Annotated in this window: 18 protein-coding genes; 9 read left to right on the plus strand and 9 right to left on the minus strand. The window is 38.4% G+C overall.

The window, feature by feature from the left end; genetic code table 11:
- The first annotated feature begins 55 nt into the window (after window positions 1-55).
- Entirely contained in the window at window positions 56-1,414 is a 1,359-nt protein-coding gene (locus BK577_RS24280; protein WP_078435240.1) for an MATE family efflux transporter, read from the plus strand.
- A 106-nt stretch (window positions 1,415-1,520) separates the two neighbouring features.
- Here the strand turns inward: BK577_RS24280 and asnB are convergent, their stop codons facing one another.
- Window positions 1,521-3,371, minus strand: a complete 1,851-nt coding sequence (gene asnB, locus BK577_RS24285) for an asparagine synthase (glutamine-hydrolyzing) (RefSeq protein ID WP_078435241.1) — start codon at window positions 3,369-3,371, stop codon at window positions 1,521-1,523.
- A 209-nt stretch (window positions 3,372-3,580) separates the two neighbouring features.
- Between asnB and BK577_RS24290 the strand changes: the two genes are divergently transcribed.
- Complete coding sequence (locus tag BK577_RS24290; RefSeq protein ID WP_169908464.1) at window positions 3,581-4,144, plus strand: DUF2777 family protein; 564 nt, start codon at window positions 3,581-3,583, stop codon at window positions 4,142-4,144.
- Window positions 4,145-4,432: 288 nt separating this feature from the next.
- Here BK577_RS24290 and BK577_RS24295 read toward each other — a convergent pair whose 3' ends face one another.
- Window positions 4,433-4,792 carry a YisL family protein gene (locus tag BK577_RS24295; protein WP_026561276.1) on the minus strand — a complete coding sequence of 120 codons (360 nt, stop codon included), beginning with the start codon at window positions 4,790-4,792 and terminating at the stop codon, window positions 4,433-4,435.
- 157 nt (window positions 4,793-4,949) lie between these two features.
- Entirely contained in the window at window positions 4,950-5,852 is a 903-nt protein-coding gene (locus BK577_RS24300; RefSeq protein ID WP_078435243.1) for a fumarylacetoacetate hydrolase family protein, read from the minus strand.
- A 238-nt stretch (window positions 5,853-6,090) separates the two neighbouring features.
- Between BK577_RS24300 and BK577_RS24305 the strand changes: the two genes are divergently transcribed.
- The 7 genes from BK577_RS24305 (at window position 6,091) to BK577_RS24335 (ending at window position 8,731) form a co-directional block, all read left to right on the plus strand.
- Window positions 6,091-6,264 (plus strand): aspartyl-phosphate phosphatase Spo0E family protein, encoded by a 174-nt coding sequence (locus tag BK577_RS24305; RefSeq protein WP_169908466.1) that lies wholly within the window; start codon window positions 6,091-6,093, stop codon window positions 6,262-6,264.
- A 172-nt stretch (window positions 6,265-6,436) separates the two neighbouring features.
- On the plus strand, window positions 6,437-6,658 hold the full coding sequence (locus BK577_RS24310) for a spore germination protein (RefSeq protein ID WP_078435245.1): 222 nt from the start codon (window positions 6,437-6,439) through the stop codon (window positions 6,656-6,658).
- Window positions 6,659-6,922: 264 nt separating this feature from the next.
- Entirely contained in the window at window positions 6,923-7,162 is a 240-nt protein-coding gene (locus tag BK577_RS24315) for a spore germination protein GerPB (RefSeq protein WP_078435246.1), read from the plus strand.
- Between the two features lie 87 nt (window positions 7,163-7,249).
- Complete coding sequence (gene gerPC / locus BK577_RS24320) at window positions 7,250-7,855, plus strand: spore germination protein GerPC (protein ID WP_078435247.1); 606 nt, start codon at window positions 7,250-7,252, stop codon at window positions 7,853-7,855.
- 15 nt (window positions 7,856-7,870) lie between these two features.
- Window positions 7,871-8,047 carry a spore gernimation protein GerPD gene (locus tag BK577_RS24325; RefSeq protein ID WP_078435248.1) on the plus strand — a complete coding sequence of 59 codons (177 nt, stop codon included), beginning with the start codon at window positions 7,871-7,873 and terminating at the stop codon, window positions 8,045-8,047.
- Window positions 8,044-8,418: a spore germination protein GerPE gene (locus tag BK577_RS24330; RefSeq protein WP_078435249.1), complete on the plus strand. Its 375-nt coding sequence runs from the start codon at window positions 8,044-8,046 to the stop codon at window positions 8,416-8,418. Before BK577_RS24325 ends, BK577_RS24330 begins: the two co-directional genes overlap by 4 nt.
- 94 nt (window positions 8,419-8,512) lie before the next feature.
- On the plus strand, window positions 8,513-8,731 hold the full coding sequence (locus BK577_RS24335; RefSeq protein WP_026561269.1) for a spore germination protein: 219 nt from the start codon (window positions 8,513-8,515) through the stop codon (window positions 8,729-8,731).
- Window positions 8,732-8,827: 96 nt separating this feature from the next.
- Here the strand turns inward: BK577_RS24335 and BK577_RS24340 are convergent, their stop codons facing one another.
- The 6 genes from BK577_RS24340 to BK577_RS26230 form a co-directional block, all read right to left on the minus strand.
- Complete coding sequence (locus tag BK577_RS24340; protein WP_245823604.1) at window positions 8,828-9,073, minus strand: HNH endonuclease; 246 nt, start codon at window positions 9,071-9,073, stop codon at window positions 8,828-8,830.
- Window positions 9,074-9,158: 85 nt separating this feature from the next.
- On the minus strand, window positions 9,159-12,557 hold the full coding sequence (locus BK577_RS24345) for an SbcC/MukB-like Walker B domain-containing protein (protein ID WP_078435250.1): 3,399 nt from the start codon (window positions 12,555-12,557) through the stop codon (window positions 9,159-9,161).
- Complete coding sequence (locus BK577_RS24350; protein ID WP_078435251.1) at window positions 12,554-13,735, minus strand: exonuclease SbcCD subunit D; 1,182 nt, start codon at window positions 13,733-13,735, stop codon at window positions 12,554-12,556. The genes BK577_RS24345 and BK577_RS24350 overlap by 4 nt, the downstream gene beginning before the upstream one ends.
- 94 nt (window positions 13,736-13,829) lie before the next feature.
- Entirely contained in the window at window positions 13,830-17,555 is a 3,726-nt protein-coding gene (gene addA / locus BK577_RS24355) for a helicase-exonuclease AddAB subunit AddA (RefSeq protein ID WP_078435252.1), read from the minus strand.
- Window positions 17,548-21,039 carry a helicase-exonuclease AddAB subunit AddB gene (gene addB / locus BK577_RS24360; RefSeq protein WP_078435253.1) on the minus strand — a complete coding sequence of 1,164 codons (3,492 nt, stop codon included), beginning with the start codon at window positions 21,037-21,039 and terminating at the stop codon, window positions 17,548-17,550. Before addB ends, addA begins: the two co-directional genes overlap by 8 nt.
- Window positions 21,036-21,173, minus strand: coding sequence for a hypothetical protein (locus BK577_RS26230; protein WP_169908468.1), 138 nt, complete (start codon window positions 21,171-21,173; stop codon window positions 21,036-21,038). The genes addB and BK577_RS26230 overlap by 4 nt, the downstream gene beginning before the upstream one ends.
- Window positions 21,174-21,319: the final 146 nt, after the last annotated feature.

Consider the following 21,319-nt stretch of genomic DNA (forward strand, 5'->3'; position numbering starts at 1 on the left):
AATCTATGTAAACTTATTAAGTATTATCGACATGTAGTAAAGGAGGTAGATGAAAATGTCTACTTTAAGACAAGATCGTAAAATGACATTATTTGCATTAACCTGGCCCATCTTTATTGAAATCATGCTTCATATGTTAATGGGAAATGCTGATACATTGATGCTCAGTCAATATTCTGATAATTCTGTAGCAGCTGTCGGTGTTTCCAATCAAATCTTATTTCTCTTAATCGTGATGTTTGGGTTTATTGCGACAGGAACAACCATTCTTGTTGCTCAATATATAGGTGGAAATCAGTACAAAAATGCGAAAGAGATATCATCTGTTTCTCTTTCTGCAAATCTTTTATTTAGTATTCTCATTAGTGTTGTGATTGTCATTGCAAGTGAAGATATCCTGCAATTGATGAATTTACCACAGGAGCTAATGCCTGAAGCAACTTTTTATTTACAGGTTGTTGGAGGATTTTCTTTTCTTCAAGCTTTAATTATGACTGCTGGTGCCATTCTTAAAAGCCATGGATATACGAAGGATTCTATGTACCTGACGATCGGGATGAATTTGATTAACGTGATCGGAAACTATTTATTTATTTTTGGACCATTTGGTATTCCGGTGTTAGGTGTTCAAGGTGTTGCAATCTCAACAGTTGTATCCCGTTTTATTGGGTTACTCGTTATCCTTTATATTTTAAAGCAACGTGTTCACTTTACTCTCAATCTAAAAGACTTGTTCAAGTTGCCGGCACACCATATTAAAAAGCTCCTTCATATCGGTATCCCGACTGCCGGTGAACAATTGTCATATAATACATCACAAATGGTGATTACCTTTTTCATCACCATGATTGGAACAGAGGCATTAACAACAAAAGTATATGCCCAAAATCTTATGATGCTCATTTTATTATTCAGTTCAGCTGTAAGTCAGGGGACTCAAATTTTAATCGGCTATATGGTGGGAGCCAAGGAATATGATCATGCATACAAAAGATGCTTACAGAGCCTGCATTATGGGATCGTTATTTCCACACTGATGGCGATCGTCTTTACTTTATTCTCTGATCAATTGCTTGGCATCTTTACATCAAATGAAAGAATTCTGGAAGTTGGCGGGACTTTAATATTGCTCACTATCTTACTTGAGCCTGGAAGAGCATTTAATATGATTATTATCGGTTCTTTAAGAGCAGCGGGAGATATTCGATTCCCTACCTATATAGGCATTCTCTCGATGTGGGGTGTTAGTGTTCCAATCGCCTATGTGCTGGGCATTCATTTTGACCTGGGTCTTATCGGAGTATGGATTGCCTTTATAACGGACGAATGGGTGAGAGGAATCATTATGTATTATCGCTGGAAATCAAAGGCATGGCAGGGAAAACGATTTTCTCAGGAAGCAATTGTTTCGTAAGCTACGTAAATATTTATATCTAATAATAAGGCCAGATCATCGATATCACACTATATGTGTGATCCAAGGATCTGACCTTTTTTGTATTTATTATTCTCTTAATCTCTTATCTTTCATCAATATCAATTGAATAGCTGTCAAACCATACATGAATTTGTGCTAAATGAGCTAGAAGCTGTGGACCTGACATTAATTGGCCGAACCATGGAACCTGGAATGCCTTCCCCTCTGTTTCAATTATATCGTTGAGCTTTTGCTTGTTGAGAAGTTCATGCAATATGGAATCCTTCCCATCCACAAGGGATAACAGCCAATTTTTCACTAATCTCGTATACTCAGGGTTATGTGTTTTCGGATAAGGACTTTTCTTCCGATAGAGTACCTCATTTGGCAAAATTCCTTCTAATGCTTTTCGAAGAATGCCTTTTTCACGGTCACCATACATTTTCATGTCCCAAGGAATATTCCATACATACTCAACAAGACGATGATCGGCAAATGGAACACGAACCTCCAAGCTTGCCCCCATACTCATTCGATCTTTTCTATCCAATAAATTTGTCATAAACCAATGTATATTTAAATAAAAGAGTTGTCGTCTTTTTGCTTCAATTTCTGATTCACCTTCAAGCAATGGTGTTTCATTTAATGTTTCCTGATGCCGAGCCTGAACATATTCATGTAATTGTAATTTATTTTGCCATTCAGGTTTTAATAATGACATCCTTTCATCTGTTGAACGCATCCACGGAAAGCCGGAGCTGGCTAAATCTTCAGGACGGTGAAACCATGGATATCCCCCAAAAATTTCATCTGCACATTCACCTGATAGACCTACAACAAAGTCATTTTTTATTTCACGGCAAAACCAAAGCAATGATGAATCAACATCAGCCATACCCGGAAGGTCACGGACAGATGTAGCTTCGATGAGATGGTCCACTAACTCTTGTTGAGTAATTACACAGCGATGGTGAACAGTATTGAATTCGTCACTCATTTTTTGAATCCATGGGCCATCCGAGTTTGGCTGAAACTCATTAGCCTTAAAAAACTTCTCATTATCCTCATAATCTATTGAATACGTATGAAGCTGCCCCTTCCCTTCTTTCCTGTAATGTTCGGCAGCAATTGCTGTAATAGCACTGGAATCCACGCCGCCTGAAAGGAATGTACAAAGTGGTACATCTGAAACCAGTTGTCTGGTTACTGCATCCGTAAATAAAGTGCGTACCTTTTCTGATGTTTCTTCTACAGAATCTTCATGAGGTTTGCTTTCAACATCCCAATAGCGCCATTTTTTCAAGCCGTTTTTCGTATATACTAATGCATGTGCCGGACGGAGCTCATCAATGCCTTTAAATACACCTACACCTGGTGTACGAGCCGGACCAACGCCAAATATTTCCGATAAACCTGTTTTATCTAATTTCGCCGAAACCGATGGATGTGCCAGAATCGCTTTAAGCTCTGAGCCAAAAAGAAGTGAGCCATTTTCTTCCTTATAAAATAAAGGTTTTACCCCTAATCGATCTCTTCCAATAAAAAGTTTTTCCTTTGATGTGTCCCAAACTGCAAAAGCAAAAATCCCATTTAATCGATGGACACATTCTTCTTCCCATTCTATATATGATTGGAGGAGCACCTCTGTATCGGAATGTCCTTTAAATGTGTACCCCTTTGCAAGAAGTTCTCTCCGAATATCCTCTGTATTATAAAGCTCTCCATTATAGCAAATGGTATAAGTGTGACCATTCTTTGTTCTTGTCATTGGCTGAATACCACCAGCCGGATCAACAACGACTAAACGTTTATGACCGAACAGCACATGGTCTTCTCCCCAAATATTTGTATCGTCTGGTCCCCTTTTGGATAAAGTTTCAGCCATCTTTTTAATGGTTTCTCTTTCCGTGCGTATATGTCCCTTAAAGTTAACCCACCCTGTGATTCCACACATTTACATATCATCTCCCTCATCTGTTTACAATCCATGTTATATATTCTCACGCCAATTACTCCAACAGGTGTACCTAGTCTATGCCCATGACATACCAATGTTGAATTGTCCTAATCAAAATATCCATGCATAAACTTACTCACTTTTGTCTAAAACGAATAACAACACAAAATCTACTACAATACTCGTGTCATTTGGAGGTAAATATCATGTTTCCATTAAAACGGACAGATCTGCTATTAAACCAAAAACGTTCGTATTTAACCGGACTGATCGAAGTAGCGAATGATCAGTACGTCATTTATGATGATATGAATGATGAGCTTCTTTTATTAGATGAGATTAACAATTCCCATATAGAAATTTTGCAATCTACAGGGTGGAAAACCGGGGTATGGATAGGTTTGGGTAAGATTAAAACAAATACGGGGACTTATTCAGTCAATGATGGTGATACTGTTCGCGTACGAAAAAAACTACCGGTTGCACTGGATGAAATGCTAAAGGAACTACAAGATGAGACATTTGTCAGGCTAATTAAGCAAATTAACTCACTTGGCTTCTCACCTTATGACTGTATTTATTCATATAACCAATTATTATTTCTTGAAAATCGCGTTCATAAAAAAGGAGTATCTTTTTATCAGCTGGACAATGAAGAATGCATACTCGGAATTCAACACCATTTTGAAAGAGGGGTTCACTCCTCAGACAGGCTGGAAATGACAACAAGCCTTGGAGAGAGAAGATTGGTTTGCAGTAAATTTTATTAGAAAAGCGCAAGCGCCTTGGTCATCGCCGTACAAACTGGAGGAGCATCGACTAAAGATTTAGGAAACACGGTAAGCGAAGCGAATCGATGTTGACTTAACGTAGGGAGATGATCTGAAGTTTGATAGGCGATAGGCGCTGGCAGTCAAAACCCGCGACGTCCTGTCGCATTGACTGCACTTGCACATCCTGTGCTTCGGAGCTAGACACTAAAACTAAGTACAAAATTCTATATTATCTTACCTGTGAACAAAAAAAATGCCTCCTCATAAGAGAAGGCATTTTTTGTTTTACGAAAAGCTCCAAATTCCTAATGGTAAACGCATTCCTAATAAAATCGTAAGAATCACAACAATCACAAATTGAATCCAAAATACTCTTGTTGGCTTACCTTTTTTCAAGCGGACTAATACCATTTCCATTGCTCCAATGGTCCAAACACCCAAGATCATTTTCGCAATGTATTCGCCATCTATCTTATAAATAGCTGATACAAGCAAACCACCTGTCACAATAATTAAAATGTAAAATAATCTTAGAACCATATGTACAATTTTAGACGGCTTTTCTTTTCCAGACTTATACAGCGAGTGTGCGACAAAGAATAAAATAATCGCAACAACCCAGGTTGTTATGTGTGCATGTGTCATATTTTTTTCCTCCTTAAACAGATCACAGACAACCCTATTTTAGCATGATTTACTGTAAATATTAAAAAATAAACATGAAAAGAATGAACTTCCTGTGAATATTAGAATCCTAAAGTAAAAAAGAAGTCAAATCCATAGACTGACTCCTTCAATTTCCTTACCCTGACACCGTATTGCGCAATGTTCCGATTACCTCAACCTCGATTTCTATCACATCACCCGGTTGTAGAAATTTAGGCGGCTTAAATCCTTTTCCTACTCCAGCAGGAGTTCCTGTTGCGATGATATCTCCCGGCTCTAATGTTGTTCCTTGTGAAATTGTTGAAATGATATGTTCAATTGAGAAAATCATATCCTTTGTATGACCATCTTGTCTTATTTCATCATTCACTTTTGTTTTTATGGTAAGATCATATGGATTTGAGATTGCAGATTTATGAACTAAGTACGGACCAATTGGACAAGAAGTGTCTAAGCTTTTGCCCAATAGAAATTGCTTATGCTGTGCTTGTAAATTTCGCGCTGTAATATCATTAACAATCGTATAGCCAAATACATAGTCCATTGCTTCTGCCTCGCCAATACGCTTTCCCTTTTTGCCTATTACAATCGCTAATTCACCCTCGTAATCCAATTCTGTTGTGATATGGGAATGTGGATCAATTTCTTGTTCATGGCCGATGACGGTCGTCGGTGCCTTTGAAAAAAGCATCACATGCTTCGGTATATCTTCTTCCGTTCCCATTTCAATCGCATGCTCCCGGTAATTCTTTCCTACACAGAATATGTTTTTTGCCGGCCTTGTTATGGGAGCTAAAATAGTCACATCAGATCTCGCATATACATAGCTTTCCACCCTGTCTGCATCCTTCAACTTATCGACGATTTGCTTAACATTTTGAACAAATTTATCACCTAAAGCAACACATTCGACTAATGTATTTGGAAAAGAGGTCATTTCAAAGATTACCTGTTCCGCTTTATGTATGTCGATTATTTTTTCTTCATGTAATAAACCAACAAAGGGCTCATTATGTATAATAGCTGTCACAAATTTCACTGTTTTTCCTCCCTCATTCGTTCGTGCTATAACAAAGCTTTTTAGTTTTACCTTCCCTTTTTCGTTTTATGTTCAGATCTAGTTATGTTCTATATTCGCTATAAAGAAGAGGATTTCCTTTTGTAAATTTTTGTATAATTTTAGGATATTTTATCATTTATACGCTTTTCATTATGTAAACATTGTATAATATTCTTGTCCAATACTCATAGAAATTAGCGAAATGGAGAATATCATAATGCCAGTGAATGAAATTGAACGTAAGAGACAGCAATTAATTAAAACAGCTCTACATTATGGAATTAATTCAACTAAAACCATTCAGTGCAGTCAAGAGTTAGACTTATTGCTTCTACAAGAAATAAAAGGACTTAACAAAGAAACATTAAAAGGAAATTCCCGAAATGTTTAACAATGAAGTCCAATGTTTCCCTTCCAATTTATCATGATCGATAACGATCTCTTCAACACTTATTTTTCTCCCCATTGTTCACACCCTTTCCACCTGCTTCATATTCTAAAACTAGGTAATTGTCACAAATGTTCTCTCTTGTTTTTCATTTTCAAGCCAAAGGATGTTAAAAATGCCAGCTATTGTAGGAGCTTTTAAGGTAAATAGTGTAGGAACAAGCAGCATTGTGCATGTTGGAGATGTTATTACCATTTCTCCTCATAGTGAGGTTAAGACATTTGCAGGTGCAGGTTCATTTAATACAGGTGATGGATTGAACATATACAATCAAAACTCAGTCACAAATACGTATGATAACGATGTAATTGACCAGCCAAGCACCGGAAACTTCTAACCCATTTCATAACCTTCAGAACAAAAGCGCAAGCGCCTTGATCAGCCTCAGGCAAATAAGCCGATTTAGAATAGAAGGCGTTCTATGCCTTCAATTCTAAATCGGCTAGACCCTAGAGGGGCTAGGCGCTGGCAGTCTAAGAACGCGACGTCCATCTCCACGACTGCACTTGCACGTCCTGCGCTTCGGAGCTGGATGTCTCGCACTTATCCACAGTTCAAAGTATTTTATAGTTTCCTAAGCAAAAACAAAGGAAGTGTAATGATGAATTTTTATATTAATCAATCAATCTGTATTAATTACCTCCGAGTAGATGCAGTTAGTAACTCTTCGGTATTGCAGATTGGGAGTGCAGGTATGATTAAGCCTTTATCAAATTTGTATAATACCGGCGGCTTTTATCAACCGGCACCTCAAATTGAAACAGCAACGCCAACAGGTGTTCAATCACCTTCCGCTGAAGGTCTTGTTGTTCCATTAACCTCGCCTACTTCCGCCTCATAAATGTTCTAGGCATTCACCCATTTTTCATTGTGTGCATACACTATGTGTAACAACTGTTGAGCGAGAAACAAAGGTGGGTGAATAACTTTGAACTATAACGATATGATGAATTATTTACAGCAAATGCATCATTATGTTCAGCAGCAAGACAAAATGATTCAACAACTTACCAAACAAATAACAGGTCTTCGCACTGACATAGAAAAATTAAAAAATCAACCTGTCACAAATATTGAAAGAATCGAATATAAATTCGATCAATTAAAAGTAGAACAACTTGATGGTGTGTTAAATATTGGACTAAATCCAACCGATCCTGATCAAATTGATAACTTTGAGGTTCAACAAAACGGAATGAATGTAAATGGAGGTCAACAACAGCTTCGTGATCAATTGTTAAAAAAATGCTCACATGATATTCATCACTTTTTAAGTCATGATTGTGCTCAATATATTCATCATGCCGAAAAACAATATGATTTAAAGCTTGATGAACCTCATCGTCAGCATATTATCGCAGATATTCGAAAACAAATTGATAGTCGAATTCAATATTACTTAAATCTTCAGCCTTTAACGAATCAGGACTCTCTTGAAACTAAGAAACAGGAAATTTTCGCTTTAGTGAAAAAGGATGTTGAGAATTCCATTAATCATTTTTTACAGCACTTACCTAAAGATTCTGTTCAATAAGGAGTGACTTTTTTTATGATTTTTACAGTTGTGAATCGGAATATAGAGGTTGGAAATATCCGTGTCGTCGGGGTAGCGAGTTCATCAGTTTTCCTTATTGGTGATACACAAACCATTTCGCTATCAACTATCTTTGATACGCCTCCTGAATCTCTAATTATCGGTCCGCTTGTACCGTTGGCGCCACAGTGATTAATCGTCAGTCAAATGTTTCATCAGCTTATGTAAATTCTGTCGGGCTAAGTTCTGTTTTTCAGATTGGTGATTCTTTTCAGATAAAGCCTACAACAAATGTCCTGGCCGTACAGCGTGAGGAGGAAAGGTTTTTCGACTATGAAGGAGATACATCTATGTTTCAAGCCTTTCAGGAAGAAATTCCTCAACCGATTATCTATGAAGCGATAACAACGAATTTTTTCCATGAAAAACCAACGATCAATGTTTCTTTTGTTAATATTGCAGCACTTTCAAGTTCTGCTGTTTTTCACATTGGATCAACAAAAGATATTATAGCTGAGGCCAGAGTGAAACATATCCGACAATTAAAGGGTGAAAACGGATAGAGAAAGGCCCGGTATATGTTTTTAGTGTAGTCAGAACATATTTAAAAAACCCAGCATATTGTAATGTAGTAGTAAACTATAAAGGATGTTTTATATGCCAGCAATTGTCGGTCCGATTAAGATTAATCATGTAGGTGGAGGCGTAGTTAATTTTGGTGACACGTTCTATCTTGCTCCAAAAAGCCAGTCAAAGTCCGCCTCAGGGTCTGGCGGGGGAAGCACAGGTGATTTCCATATTATTAATAATGGAATAAGTGCTACAAATTTAATTGATCCTGATGTAGCCGATCAAAACATGGTTGCTAATAATTAAACAGAATGTTAAAAGAGGAGGATGTTGTTACAGCATCCTCCTTTTATCAGGATTTAAAACAGTAAAAAAATGGTCAAGCAGTAACCTTGACCATTTTTAACGCCTTTTTTGTTTCCGTTCATTTGATTTTCTCGTTTGAACCAACTTTGTTGATGGTTGCTTACGAATCCATTTAATGAAGCTTTTGAGTTTTTCATCTTGTTTTAACTCTTGGATTGTTGAAAGCCTCGCTGCTAATTCCTCGTTCGTATAGAGTGCATGAACTTGCTTATGGCAGGCTATACAGAGCTTGGCTGTCGGTAAAAAGGTTCCTCCCATTTCCTTAGGTGTTAAATGGTGAATGGTTGTTTCAACCTCTTCTCTTTCACATAATTAACATGTACCGATTTCCTTTTTCTTCCCCATGTCTTCTTCAATCCTTTTAGCATTAGAGAGATTCTAAATAAACAGAAGTTCCTTTTCCGGAAGGTTCGGCCGGTTCGACAATTAGTTTCCTTTGTAATCTGGCCCTTAATTCCTGGACATGACTTATTACTCCAACTGACAGGTTTTGTGCTTGAAGCTTTTCCAGTGCTGAAATCACAGTATCAAGTAACTCAACATCAAGTGTACCAAATCCTTCATCCAAGAAGAAAAATTGAAGCGGGTATTCTCCCCTTAATTGAATTTGAGTTGATAATGATAACGCCAGAGCTAAAGATGTGAGGAAGGTTTCCCCACCGGACAGTGTTGAAACAGGACGTCTGACTCCGCCATTTGCGTCATCTCTCATGATGAAGCCACCTTGAGAATCCACTTCGATTGCATAGCGGCCACGTGTTAACAGTGACAAACGCTCAGAAGCATCACGACTGACTTGCTGCAGCTGTTCTTCTGCCACATATTCTACAAAGCTATTTCCTTTGAATACTGATTGAAGCTTTTCAAGTTTTTGCAGCATGTCATCAAGTTCTTTTTGCTTATTCTCAATAGCTGTAAAACGTTCATGTTTTTCAAGGAGCACGTCTAATGCATTTATTGCCGCTCCTTTATTTGCAACAGCTTCGTCTGTTTGCATCTTCATCTCATGTCTTATCATTTTGATATGATCCCATTGCTCTTGTGTGACAGCTTTTCCCTCTAATTTATCTTCGATTCGGTTTAAGTCTGTGTTAAGTTGTTTCATTTTATCCTTAAAAGCTTCTATTTTCAGTTTCATTTGTTGTCTTTCATCAGAAGATAATAGAGAAGCCAGTGTTTCTTCGATCGTTAAAAAGTCTGTGTCATGTTTGGCTTGTTCCCAGGCTTTCTCAGACTCTTCAACTTGTCTCGCTGCTTGGTTTAATGATTTTTCATGTGCTGTTTGTTCACTTTGCAGTGTATGAAGCTCGTTTGACTCTTTTTGCCATAATTGATATAAATTATTTTCTTTCTCTATCAGATTCTTAATTTGTGATTCAGTTTCCTGAATCTGTGCGGCAATGGTCATCTCAGTTGTTATTCCATTTAGCATTTCTTCCTTATCCTTGACGGATGAACGACGATTTTGCAACGTTGCATTTAATGCAATTTGCTGCTCTGTTAGTTGCTGATTCATCTGTTCTTGTTCTTTCACTAAAGCTTGTTGTTCTTCAATAAAGGAGAAGCTTTTTTGAATTCTTTCTGTTAGCAGTTCATTGGCAGCATCTTTATCAGAGATTTCTTGTTGTTGCTTTTCAACCTCTTCAAAAGGGATCACAGCGAATTTCTCATTATAATAAGACAAGCTTTGTTCATAGCTTTCCTTGTATGAATTCACCTTAACTTCCCACTCTTTTGCATCTAAAAGCGCTGAGGAAATACTGTCTTTCCTTCTTATTTCCTCTTTCTGGCATTCGCGGTACAGTTTTACCAATTTCTCTATAACATCTCTTACTTGTAAATAATCCTGGGTAAGGCGTTTGAATTCAGTTTGCAGAAGGTGAGACATTTGTTCAATTGATGCATCCTGAGCATTTTGGAGTATTTCGTTTACTTGAATATCTTCTGTTTGTTTCACTGCTTGCAAAAATTCAAATTCTGAAACAAGCTGCTCTGATAAACCTTCCGCCTTCACCTTTAAAGATTGTGGCTCATGACCTAACATTTGCAGCTGTTCAAGCTGCTGCTTCATTGATTCTGACAGACTTTCCAGCTTGTCATAATCTAATTCAGCATGAACAGGACTAGGATGTTGACAAGATCCACAAACCGGACAAGGCTGACCTTCTTTTAAATCCTTAACTAACTCATACGCAAGTTTTTTGCTTTTCGCCTTTTCTTCTTCTTTTACGGCTTTTTCTACTCTATTTTTAGCCATTGAAACTGTCTGCTTATATTCATTTTCCCGCTCAGCTACAAAATAATAAAGCTTATTTAACTCACGAAACTGTGTTATTAACTGTTGTTTATTTCTTTGTAATTGCTCGGTAGTTAAACCGTCTTTCTCTTTTTCTATCTGAATAGCTTTTGTTTTTCTATTTAGTAATTCAGCTGTTTCAACATATTGCTGCTTACTTCTAAGTACATGTTGTTTCGCATCTATGGCACCACGTACTTGATCACGATCCTTTGTCGTCACCACATTGTTTTGTTGCTCATCTTTTAATACTTGTTGCTTATTAACCGCTTTTTCCACTAACTGTTGAGCCTTTAATAATAATGTCTGATGATGTTGCCGCTGATTTTGCAGGTTAACGTACTCTTTTTCTGCTTCCTGAAGCAGCTTTCGCTCCTGTTCAAGCTCCTCTTCAACCTTTTGCAACTGTAATAGTTTCTCACGCTTTGATACAAGCAATGGTTCCTGTTCCGCTTTTTCCGCCCGAATTCCCTCGTACTCCCGACTTGTTGTTTCGTACTTTTCTTTCATTTTTTCATAGCTTTTTTTAGCAGTAATCAAGTTAATTTCTGCTTCATTTTTTTCCTTTTTCCGTGCCTGAAGGGCTTCGGCATACGGTCTTAAAGCCTCTGCTTCCTCTGCAGACTTCAATTGTATTTCTAAAGCGGCAATTTGTTCTTCTGCTTTTTTTACAGACAGCTTTTCTTTTTCAATTTCTTCCTTTTCCAATTGCAAATTCCAAAGAGTTTGTTTTTGCTCAAAGTCTTTTGTGACACTTTCTAACTCTTTTTGACGCTTTTCTAACAAAATTTTTGCTTCGTTCACATGATTTTTCGCTTCTTCAACTGCCTCGACTGACGCATCACCTAAACCTGTTTTTTCTGCCTCCAGTTCATTTCGTTCAATACGGGTTGAAGCTAAGCGCTTTTTTAACTTTTTCAGCAATTGATCACCATATTGCTCTAGATGGAATAAACGCTGAAGCATTTGCCTTCTTTCTGCCCCTTTTAAAGATAAAAATTCAGCAAATTTACCTTGCGGCAGCACAACGGCACGTGTAAAATCATCAATTGTCAGTCCGAGCAATCCATAGATTTTTTCATTTACATCAACCGCCTTGTCAGCCAGAACTATATGTTCTTCATCCTCTTCAATTAATCGGCATATAGCTGTTTTCACTCTAATATCATCTGTTCGTTTAAACACACGTTCAACGATATACCTTTTCTTTGCTGAAGCATTTTCAAGTTCAAAGGTGAAAGAAACCGATAGCTGATCTTCCGCATGATTAAGGATGCCGTGTGTATTGTTCATCGCCCGCTCCACTTTTCCATATAAAGCAAGTGTCATGGCATCTAAAATGGATGATTTTCCGCTTCCGGTTGGACCAAAAATTCCGAAAATCCCTCCATCGCAAAGAGAATCAAATTGAATGGTCTGCTTTTCACGAAAACTATGCAAACCGGCAACACTTAATGAAATAGGCTTCATGCTTCATCACCTTCCTCTTGCACCTCATCCTGATTTACCAGTTCCAAAAACAGCTTAATAAGCTCGTCTTCAGGTTTTGCTCCACCTGTTTGTTTTTCATAAAACTGTGTAAACAATTGATCGATTGGCAGATTTGCTTGTCTAGTTGCAGCTACTTCTTGTTCCGCCTGGAAAACAGGACGAATATGGATAAATCCTGGATGCCATTTTCGTAATCGATGGATTTCTTCAATAGATAATGTGCTTGTTAAGTGTATTTCTAAATCAATCCAAGCTGTTGAATCTCTTCCTTCATCAAGCCATTGATGAACCTGACTAATTCCATCGGTCGCCTTCCATTTCACTAACGGCTTTCCGGATGATAACGGAATTTCTTTCATGACAACCGGTTGGTTTGGTTCAGCATCAAGAATTGTAACCGATTTGGTATAGCCGATTTCCGAAAAACTATATGCAAGCGGAGAACCAGAATATCTTGTCAACGTACTTGCACGCTTCATATTTTGCGGGCGATGCAAGTGACCTAATGCTACATATTGAGCGGCTTGAGGCATACTTGTTGCCGCAACAGTATATGCTCCGCCTACTTCGATTGGCCGCTCAGAATCAGAAGAGCTTCCACCTGCTACATGAATATGGCTCATGGCAATATTGACTGTATCTTGCTGAAATTGCTTACTCATGATTGAAAATAAATCACGAATTCGTTCATCATATTTATTTCGAAGGAGAACTTCATCGTGTTCCTGTGATAACACTTGTTCAAGGCGTGCTTCAGAAGGGTAAGCCAGTGCCGCAACCATCATTTGTTGGTTCACTGCAGGTATATCTACTTTAATAACCTCCGTCTTCGGATATCCTATTAAATGAATGGAATGATTACCAGCCAAAGGAGATGCAGCAGATAATCGATCCGGATTATCATGGTTTCCTGCAATGACAACAATGGGACGTTTGCCATGGTCCGATAATCTGGATAGTCCATCATAAAATAATTGTTCAGCCGCAGCAGGCGGGTTCACTGTATCAAAGGCATCTCCGGCCATTAAAATGGCATCAACCTTTTCTTCCTCTACTATTCTGACAAGCTCGTCAATAAATTGAGCCTGTTCTGCCAGCCGGCTCCTTCCTTCAAGAGCTCGACCCAGATGCCAATCTGCCGTATGCAATAAGCGCATTTGTAAACATTCCTTTCTGGTCTGTTTTCCACTTGAATAGCAAGAGCAATCGGCATTAGACCGATTGCACTCATGTTTTTCAATGAACTTTTTTCTACATGTTGATCAAATAACCACCATCAAAGAAAAACAAGTACTTTTCCTGAAGAGGGCGGTGCAGTATATCTTCCACTGCCTTTGTATATAAATCTATCTGTATACGATAGCGGTCCTTTAATATTTCTTCAACAGCTATTCTGTCTTGATTAAAGCGTCCTTTGATTGTATCTGTCTTATAATCTAGCAAAACAGTTCCCTGTTCATCCTCAAATAAACAGTCAATGACACCTTGTATTAAGATTGGCTCATCTTTCATATCTTTATAAAGCTGATCAGCGTCTAATGCGTAGCTAAATGGAACCTCACGATAAACATGTCTCGCATGTACCATTCTTTGACCAAGATCTGAAGAGAAAAAGGAAGTGATTTGATTCACATCAATTACTTTGGCCAGCTCAGGAGTAAGAATCTCCCTTTGAACAAGCTCTTCTATCTTTTGTGTGATGGTTTTTTCTGTTATTTCCGCTTGAAGATCAATATGCTGCATGACAGCATGCATCGCTGTTCCTCTCTCCGCCGGAGTAATAGACTTTGTTTGCATAAAACCAGGTCGATTAAAAAGAAGTGATTGTGCATCCGTCTTTTTTATCAGCTGCTGATCACTATATTCATCTTGAACTTCACGCTGTCTTTTTAATTCTGTGACCGATTGCTTTGATCTGCTCACTGTTGCCTGTTTATAAGGATAAAACCATGAAAGCTGATGCTGAACGGCTTCCTTCAATTCACTCTCAATTGATACAGTTTCACCTTCTCGAATGGAAGTCAGAAGCTCATGATTTAATTCCTGCTCGGCTTTAAATGTTTCTTTCAGCTCTTCCCCTTTTACGTTTTCAATGGTCCAACGTGATGGATGTCCTGCAATGTCGTCATTAAAACAAATTTGTCCTTCACTAAGTACAATACAATCTTTATGACGAATTAACGCCGGGCCAATCCAATCCAAATAGCTTTTCGCTTTTGCACGTTCAAAGTCAGGTAGCAGCCATTCTGTATGTGAAAGATGATTTCTCCAATTTGTCATTGTTTTATCAGGGTCCTTTAACGTCCCCAACAAGTAGAGCTTTTCTTTTGCACGAGTAAGTGCGACATAGAGGACACGCATTTCCTCTGCAAGAAGCTCCATTCTCATTTTTTTCTTTAATGCAATATATGGTAATGTTGGGTAACTAACACGCAACTTAGGATTGATCAACTTTGTGCCGAATCCCAGCTCTTTATCAAGCAAATATTTTTTATTTAAATCCATCATATTAAATTGCTTGGAAAGACCTGCAACGAATACAACCGGAAACTCCAATCCTTTACTACTATGAATAGTCATTAATCTGACAACATCCTCCTGCTCACCAAGAGCACGAGCTGCCCCTAAGTCATCCCCGCGATCCTGCATTCTTTCAATAAAACGTAAAAAGCGAAACAAACCTCTAAAAGATGTTGCTTCATATTGTCGTGCCCGATCATATAGTGCACGGAGGTTTGCTTGACGCTGCTTACCTCCAGGCATACCGCCAACAAAATCAAAAAACTTTGTATCACGGTAAAGCTGCCAAATTAAATCAGAAACAGAACCTTTTCTCGCTAAGTCACGCCATCCTTGTAAAAGCTCAATAAATGGGTTTAGTTTATGAAATAATTCTTGATGATCCTGTTCTTCAGTTACAATGAATGCTTTCACAGCATCATAAAACGTACCTTTTCGATCATAGGTTCGAATTAATGCTAACTCATTTTCACTTAGTCCGACAACAGGTGAGCGTAATGCCGAGGCTAATGGAATATCCTGAAATGGATTATCGATAATTTTTAGAACAGAAAGCATAATGGCTACTTCTGTTGCTTCAAAATATCCATTTGACAGATTCGCGTAGACCGGTATTCCAGCCTGTTTGAACTCCTCCATTATTTGCGGGGCCCATGGCATAGAACGAAGGAGAATCACCACATCTCGATATGTGATATTTCGTGTACCACCGATTCCCCGATCATAGATTTGAAACTGTTCATCTATTAGTGTTTTAATCTTTTTAGCCATTAATCTTGCTTCAAGTTGAACGGTTTCCAACTCTTGCTCATCAAAAACGCCTTCAGCATCTGCTTCTTCCTTCTCAGAAGCGGTGTCTTCACCACCACGTTCAATGAGTAAGAGTTCAGTATTCATCTGCCGGTTCTCCGGATAATCAGCTCCGAGCTTTAATTCTGCATCATGATCATATACGATCTCTCCTACTGTCTCACCCATAATTTGCTTAAATAAATAGTTTGTTCCATCAAGAACTTCTGAACGGCTTCGAAAGTTCTTTGATAAATCAATTCGCATTCCGGTATTTTCCGGCACTTGTGTAAATCGTTTATACTTACTTAAAAAGAGAAAAGGCTCCGCTAATCGGAAACGATAGATTGATTGTTTGACATCTCCTACCATGAAAAGATTTCCTGTAGCTTCCTCATCCTTTGTGACAAATTTCAAAATAGATTCCTGCACAAGATTTGTATCCTGGTATTCATCAACTAATACCTCTACAAACTGTTGTTTATAATAAAGAGCCGCTTCACTTGGTTGCCCTTCTTCTGTTTGAAGAATTTGCAGGCAATAATGCTCCAAATCCGCAAAATCAACAATGCCTTTTTCCTTTTTCATGCCTTCATAACGGTCTGCAAACTGCTGAACAAGAGAAACTAGCTTTTTCACTACAGGTTTTAAGTGTTGGAAGTCTTGAATATATGCTGCCAGCGGTCGTGTAAAAAGTTCATCCCGAAGCTGTTCAATTTGCTTTTTGGCTGCATTCCGTAATGCCGTCACTTGATCTGTAAGGCTTTTATCATATTGATCACCTTTTACAATTTTTGCACGAGTCATTTTGAATTTTTTTAGTTGTTCTCCTAGCAAATCCCATGAATCCTTATGTGTAAGAATCTCAGCAATCTGTTTTAAATCATCCTCTAAATTTTCGGCTCTCGGGGCCGGGCCTGCCGGCTGCTTTGTGAGTTCCATAGCTTGTAACAACTGGTCTTTTGCCCCTGTTAGCTGCATGTCAATATCCTGCAAAAGATACGTAATAAACGGCAATGAATTCACTTCATTTTCATCAATATCGTACATTTCTGTAAGCTGATCAAGCCAAACAGATGGTGTTGGATGTGATCTTGAAAAAAAGTAAAGTTCCCGTATTAATGACTGAAGTTCCATATCACTTCGATCTGATGTATATCGATCAACTAAGTCAAAGAACTCTTCATTCTCTTCTCTGCTATATTCCTCTTCAAACATTTCATCAAGAACCTCATCAATCAGTAATTGGCCCTCAGTTTGATCAGCGATGCGGAAGCTTGGATCAATGTTAATCAAATAATAGTACTTCCGGACAACCTGTAAACAAAATGAATGTAATGTTGAAATAGATGCCTTATTAAGCAATGTAAGCTGTCTTCGTAAATGTAGTGATGATGGATTCTCTTTTAGCGCCTTTTCGAGCGCTTCACCAATTCGGCTCCTCATTTCAGCAGCGGAGGCATTTGTGAACGTAACGACTAAAAGAGAATCTACGTCAACAGGGTTTTCCCGATTTAAAATCTTCCGGATGATTCGCTCAACTAAGACAGCTGTTTTCCCTGAACCGGCTGCAGCTGCAACTAAAATATCCTGTCCGCTAGCCACAATTGCTTTCCATTGATCATCAGTCCATTGGCTATTTTCCGGTTTTGGAATTAGTTCACTCATGACGCCCTGCCTCCTCTCTTAGTTTTCTTAGTACTTCATCATTTTTCTCACTTTTTAGGATACGGAAATTGTTTTCCTCTAATGATTCATCAAATTGGCAAACCGATCTATATTCACAATACGTACATGGCATTTTATCTTTTAGCTTGTATGGACTAATATCGGTCACACCATCGGTAATATTGGTGCCTATTTTCTTAAATGTTGAACGAACATGGTTACGCAACAGCTCAAACTCATCTTCACTCGCTATAGCAGAAGTTGAACGGAATCCTCCATCCTTTTTTAAGCCTGCTGCAATTATATTTGACGTGTTTCCTTCCGTTAATGTGTTATCCATTAATTTAACGGCTTCTTCATCACCTAATAAGAGACCCTTCATTTTAAACTTCTTAAAAATTTCATCGTCAAGCTTTTCTTCCGGCAAAAGAGTTGATGCTTGAATCATCGGATCATGCACATGGAAATACAATACACCTGCAGGGGTCGCCTTCACGCCAAGCCAAGAATGCGAATTTGAAATAATAACGTCTAAATATGTGAGCATTTGCAGTGCTAATCCGTAATACACTTCGGAAAGCTGAACATTTTTTTCACTTGATTTATAGTCAACAATTCGCAATAACACACCATTTGAACCTGTTGCTTTATCCACACGATCAATTCTCCCTGCAACCTCCATCGTGCAGCCGTTCGGCAATGTAAAACGAATTGGCGGCAGCTCTCCGCCTTGACCAAAGCCCAGCTCTAATCCAACGGGTGCAAATCCGCTTGCTTTGGCATGCTCACTTAAGATCGTTGAAGCACGAGCAAGTATTTTTTGAAGCTTGCGTTTAATATAGTGATATCGATTTGAGCTCAATAAGATTTCCTTTTGTAAACGTGGTGCCAATCTTTCAACAGCATCATTCGAAAGTCGTTCACATTGATCCTTTGTAAGCTCCTTCCAATCAAGCTTTAACTGCTGCAATCGATCGGAAATGAGCTTAAGAGCAGAGTGGAACATCTGTCCTATGTCAGGTGCCTCCAGCTTGAAAAATTGTCTTTCTCTAAGCTTTAAGCCGTGTGAGGCAAAATGGGAGAATGGACAGCTGTTAAATTTCTCCATTCGCGACACACTGCCCTGAATATGCTCACCGTACAGTTCCCGGCTAATGCCCGGTTTAAGCTGCTTTGATTTGTTTTCATAGGATAAACTGCTTAACACTCTTTTGGTCATTTGCTTCGTTTCTGAGTTCAAAAAATAATTATAAGCATCCCACCATAAAGGATGAATTGAGTATCCTCTTTTCCATGATTGCAACTGTGAGGTCACATAGGAAAGTGTTACATTCTGATTTATGATGAAAGATAACTGCTCTTCAGATGTTAACTGTTCCGGCTCATTGATTAGTCTTTTCTGTTCAATTTGAGGAAACATCTCCTGCATTCGCTTAATGATCACTGAAGGAAGCAATGCCTTACCTTCTTCATCCGCCATTGGATAAGAAAGAAACAGCCTTTCAGAAGGACTTGCTAACCCCATATAAATAACAAAGTTTTCATCAAGGAGCTGTTGTCTCGCTGTAGGGGCTAATTCTACACCTTGATAGTGAAGGAACTCTCTGTCATCTTCTGTTAAAATCCCTTCTTCCTTCGGTCTTGCCGGTATGACACCATCATTTGCTCCAACAATAAAGGAACATTTCACATGAAAAAACCTTGATTTTTCCAAGTCTGCAATTAATACTTGATCAATGGCAGGTGGAACGAGTGAGAATTTCATCGATTCTAAACCCGTTTCAAGCATTTCAGAAAAGAGCTTTAATGAAACCTGCTCTTCTTCCATCATTTCAACAAACTCATCCAATAGATTCACAACCGCTTGCCATACTTGATCATGCTCTCGTGCTTCTAACAATCGTCCGTTTTCCTCCGCCTTCAGACGAAGTGTTTCCAGCTTTTGAGGAATCTGTAATTCTTCTAAATACAAGTACAAGGCCTCCGCAAGAGAACGTCCGGTCTTACTTCGTTTTAATCTTTTATGAAGGGATTGGATCGGTTGAACAATCAGTTCCCGAAGCTGATTTAATTTGTCTTCCATTTGTTTTTCTTCATCTGTCACGACAAACTCATCGTCAAGTGAATAAAAACGTCGGTAACGCCAACGCTCATCTTTCGCCCATTTTGAACCTTGAATGCCATAGGATAAAACATAGTTTTCCAGCAAATCCATATCTTCACGAAGAGACTCGAGTTGCTCTGTTAACGGAAACAGCATTTCTGTTTTTACCGCCCGAAACACAGCCTCATATCGCCAATGACCATTGATCACCTCCAGAGTAGAACGAATAAGTTCCACTAATGGATGATTTAGCATCGATCGCTTTTGATCAATAAAGAATGGCACCTCATAATCACGAAAAACTTGTTCAATCACATCCCGGTATTCATTTGAATTTCGTACAAGCAAAGCGATATCACGGTAACGATACTCACCTTGTCTCATAAGTGATTGAATGTTTCTTGCAATTCCTTCGATCTCAGAGCGACGGTTTGCAGCTTGATAGATGGTAATGCTTGTCCTGTCTTCAAATACTTGTGTTGGTCTGATGTCATAATATGTTTCTAAATGTTGGAGAGACGGGCTTTTATAAAAGCGATGTTGCTCTTTGAGAAGCAAAGGTTCATCAACTTGTTTACCTGCTTCTTTAGCCAACTCGAGAATTTTATGATAGGTTTTTCCCGTCATTTGGAATAAATGCAATTCATGCGGAAGAAAATCCTCATACGGCTTGTCCGCAGTAAGGGCGATTTTCACATTTTTTGCATGCTTGATTAATGAGCCTACCACTTCATATTCTTGTGGTGTAAAGCTATGAAAGCCATCAATATAAACATCTGCTGATTGTAAATAATTTGAGTCTTGTACTTTTTCTGCAAGCAATCTTAAATAATCTTCAGAATCAACATACTGCTGACTTAATTGAATTTCCATTTGTTTATAGAGAATCGACATGTCGTGGAGCTTATCTGTTAATGATTTTTGATCTAGCTCTGTTTGCGCACCTGCTAAATATTGCTCCAACTCTTCCGGTGATAAACAATACCGTTTAAACTCTGTTAGCATTGTCTCTAATTGCTCAATAAATCCATTTTTATCACTGGCTTTTGAAAACACCTTAAATTCTTGTTTATATTGTTCTACTAATTTTCGTAATAGCATTTGGATTCCGGTGCTTGAAAGATGCTGACGCGTCATCCCGCCTGTTTCCTGCAACACTCTCCATGCCAAACGACTGAAGCTGAAGGTTTGGGCTCTAATCATTCCGCCCAGGTTTGGTGTGCGGATTAATTCGTATTCTGCACCAAATGTCATTTGATCTGGAACAAGATAAATAATCGGTCTTCCTATTGGTTCATCAAATAATCTATCTCTTATTTCATTTAATATTGTTTCTGTTTTTCCGCTTCCGGAGCGACCAAGGATAAATTGAATCGTCATGCTAAATACCCCGCTAACGTGTTAGGATGTTTTCTATTAGAAAAAATAAATACCACAACTAAAATAGCGTGGTAGTGATTGATTTTGGCTGTTTTCGAATTAAATGCATTTACGTGAGAACTAGTTCGTTCCATTGCGCTCCAGACACTCCATGCGCCGGGGAGGAAGCTGAGCCTCCCTCTAGAAATGTTGTAATATCAACCTTTAAAGCTGTTTTCCTGGCTAATAAAATTTTTTTATTATCAATTAATTTATAAGATTTTCTAAATGTTCAAGAATC

It is taken from the genome of Metabacillus halosaccharovorans (genome assembly GCF_002019635.1).
Classification (GTDB): domain Bacteria; phylum Bacillota; class Bacilli; order Bacillales; family Bacillaceae; genus Metabacillus; species Metabacillus halosaccharovorans.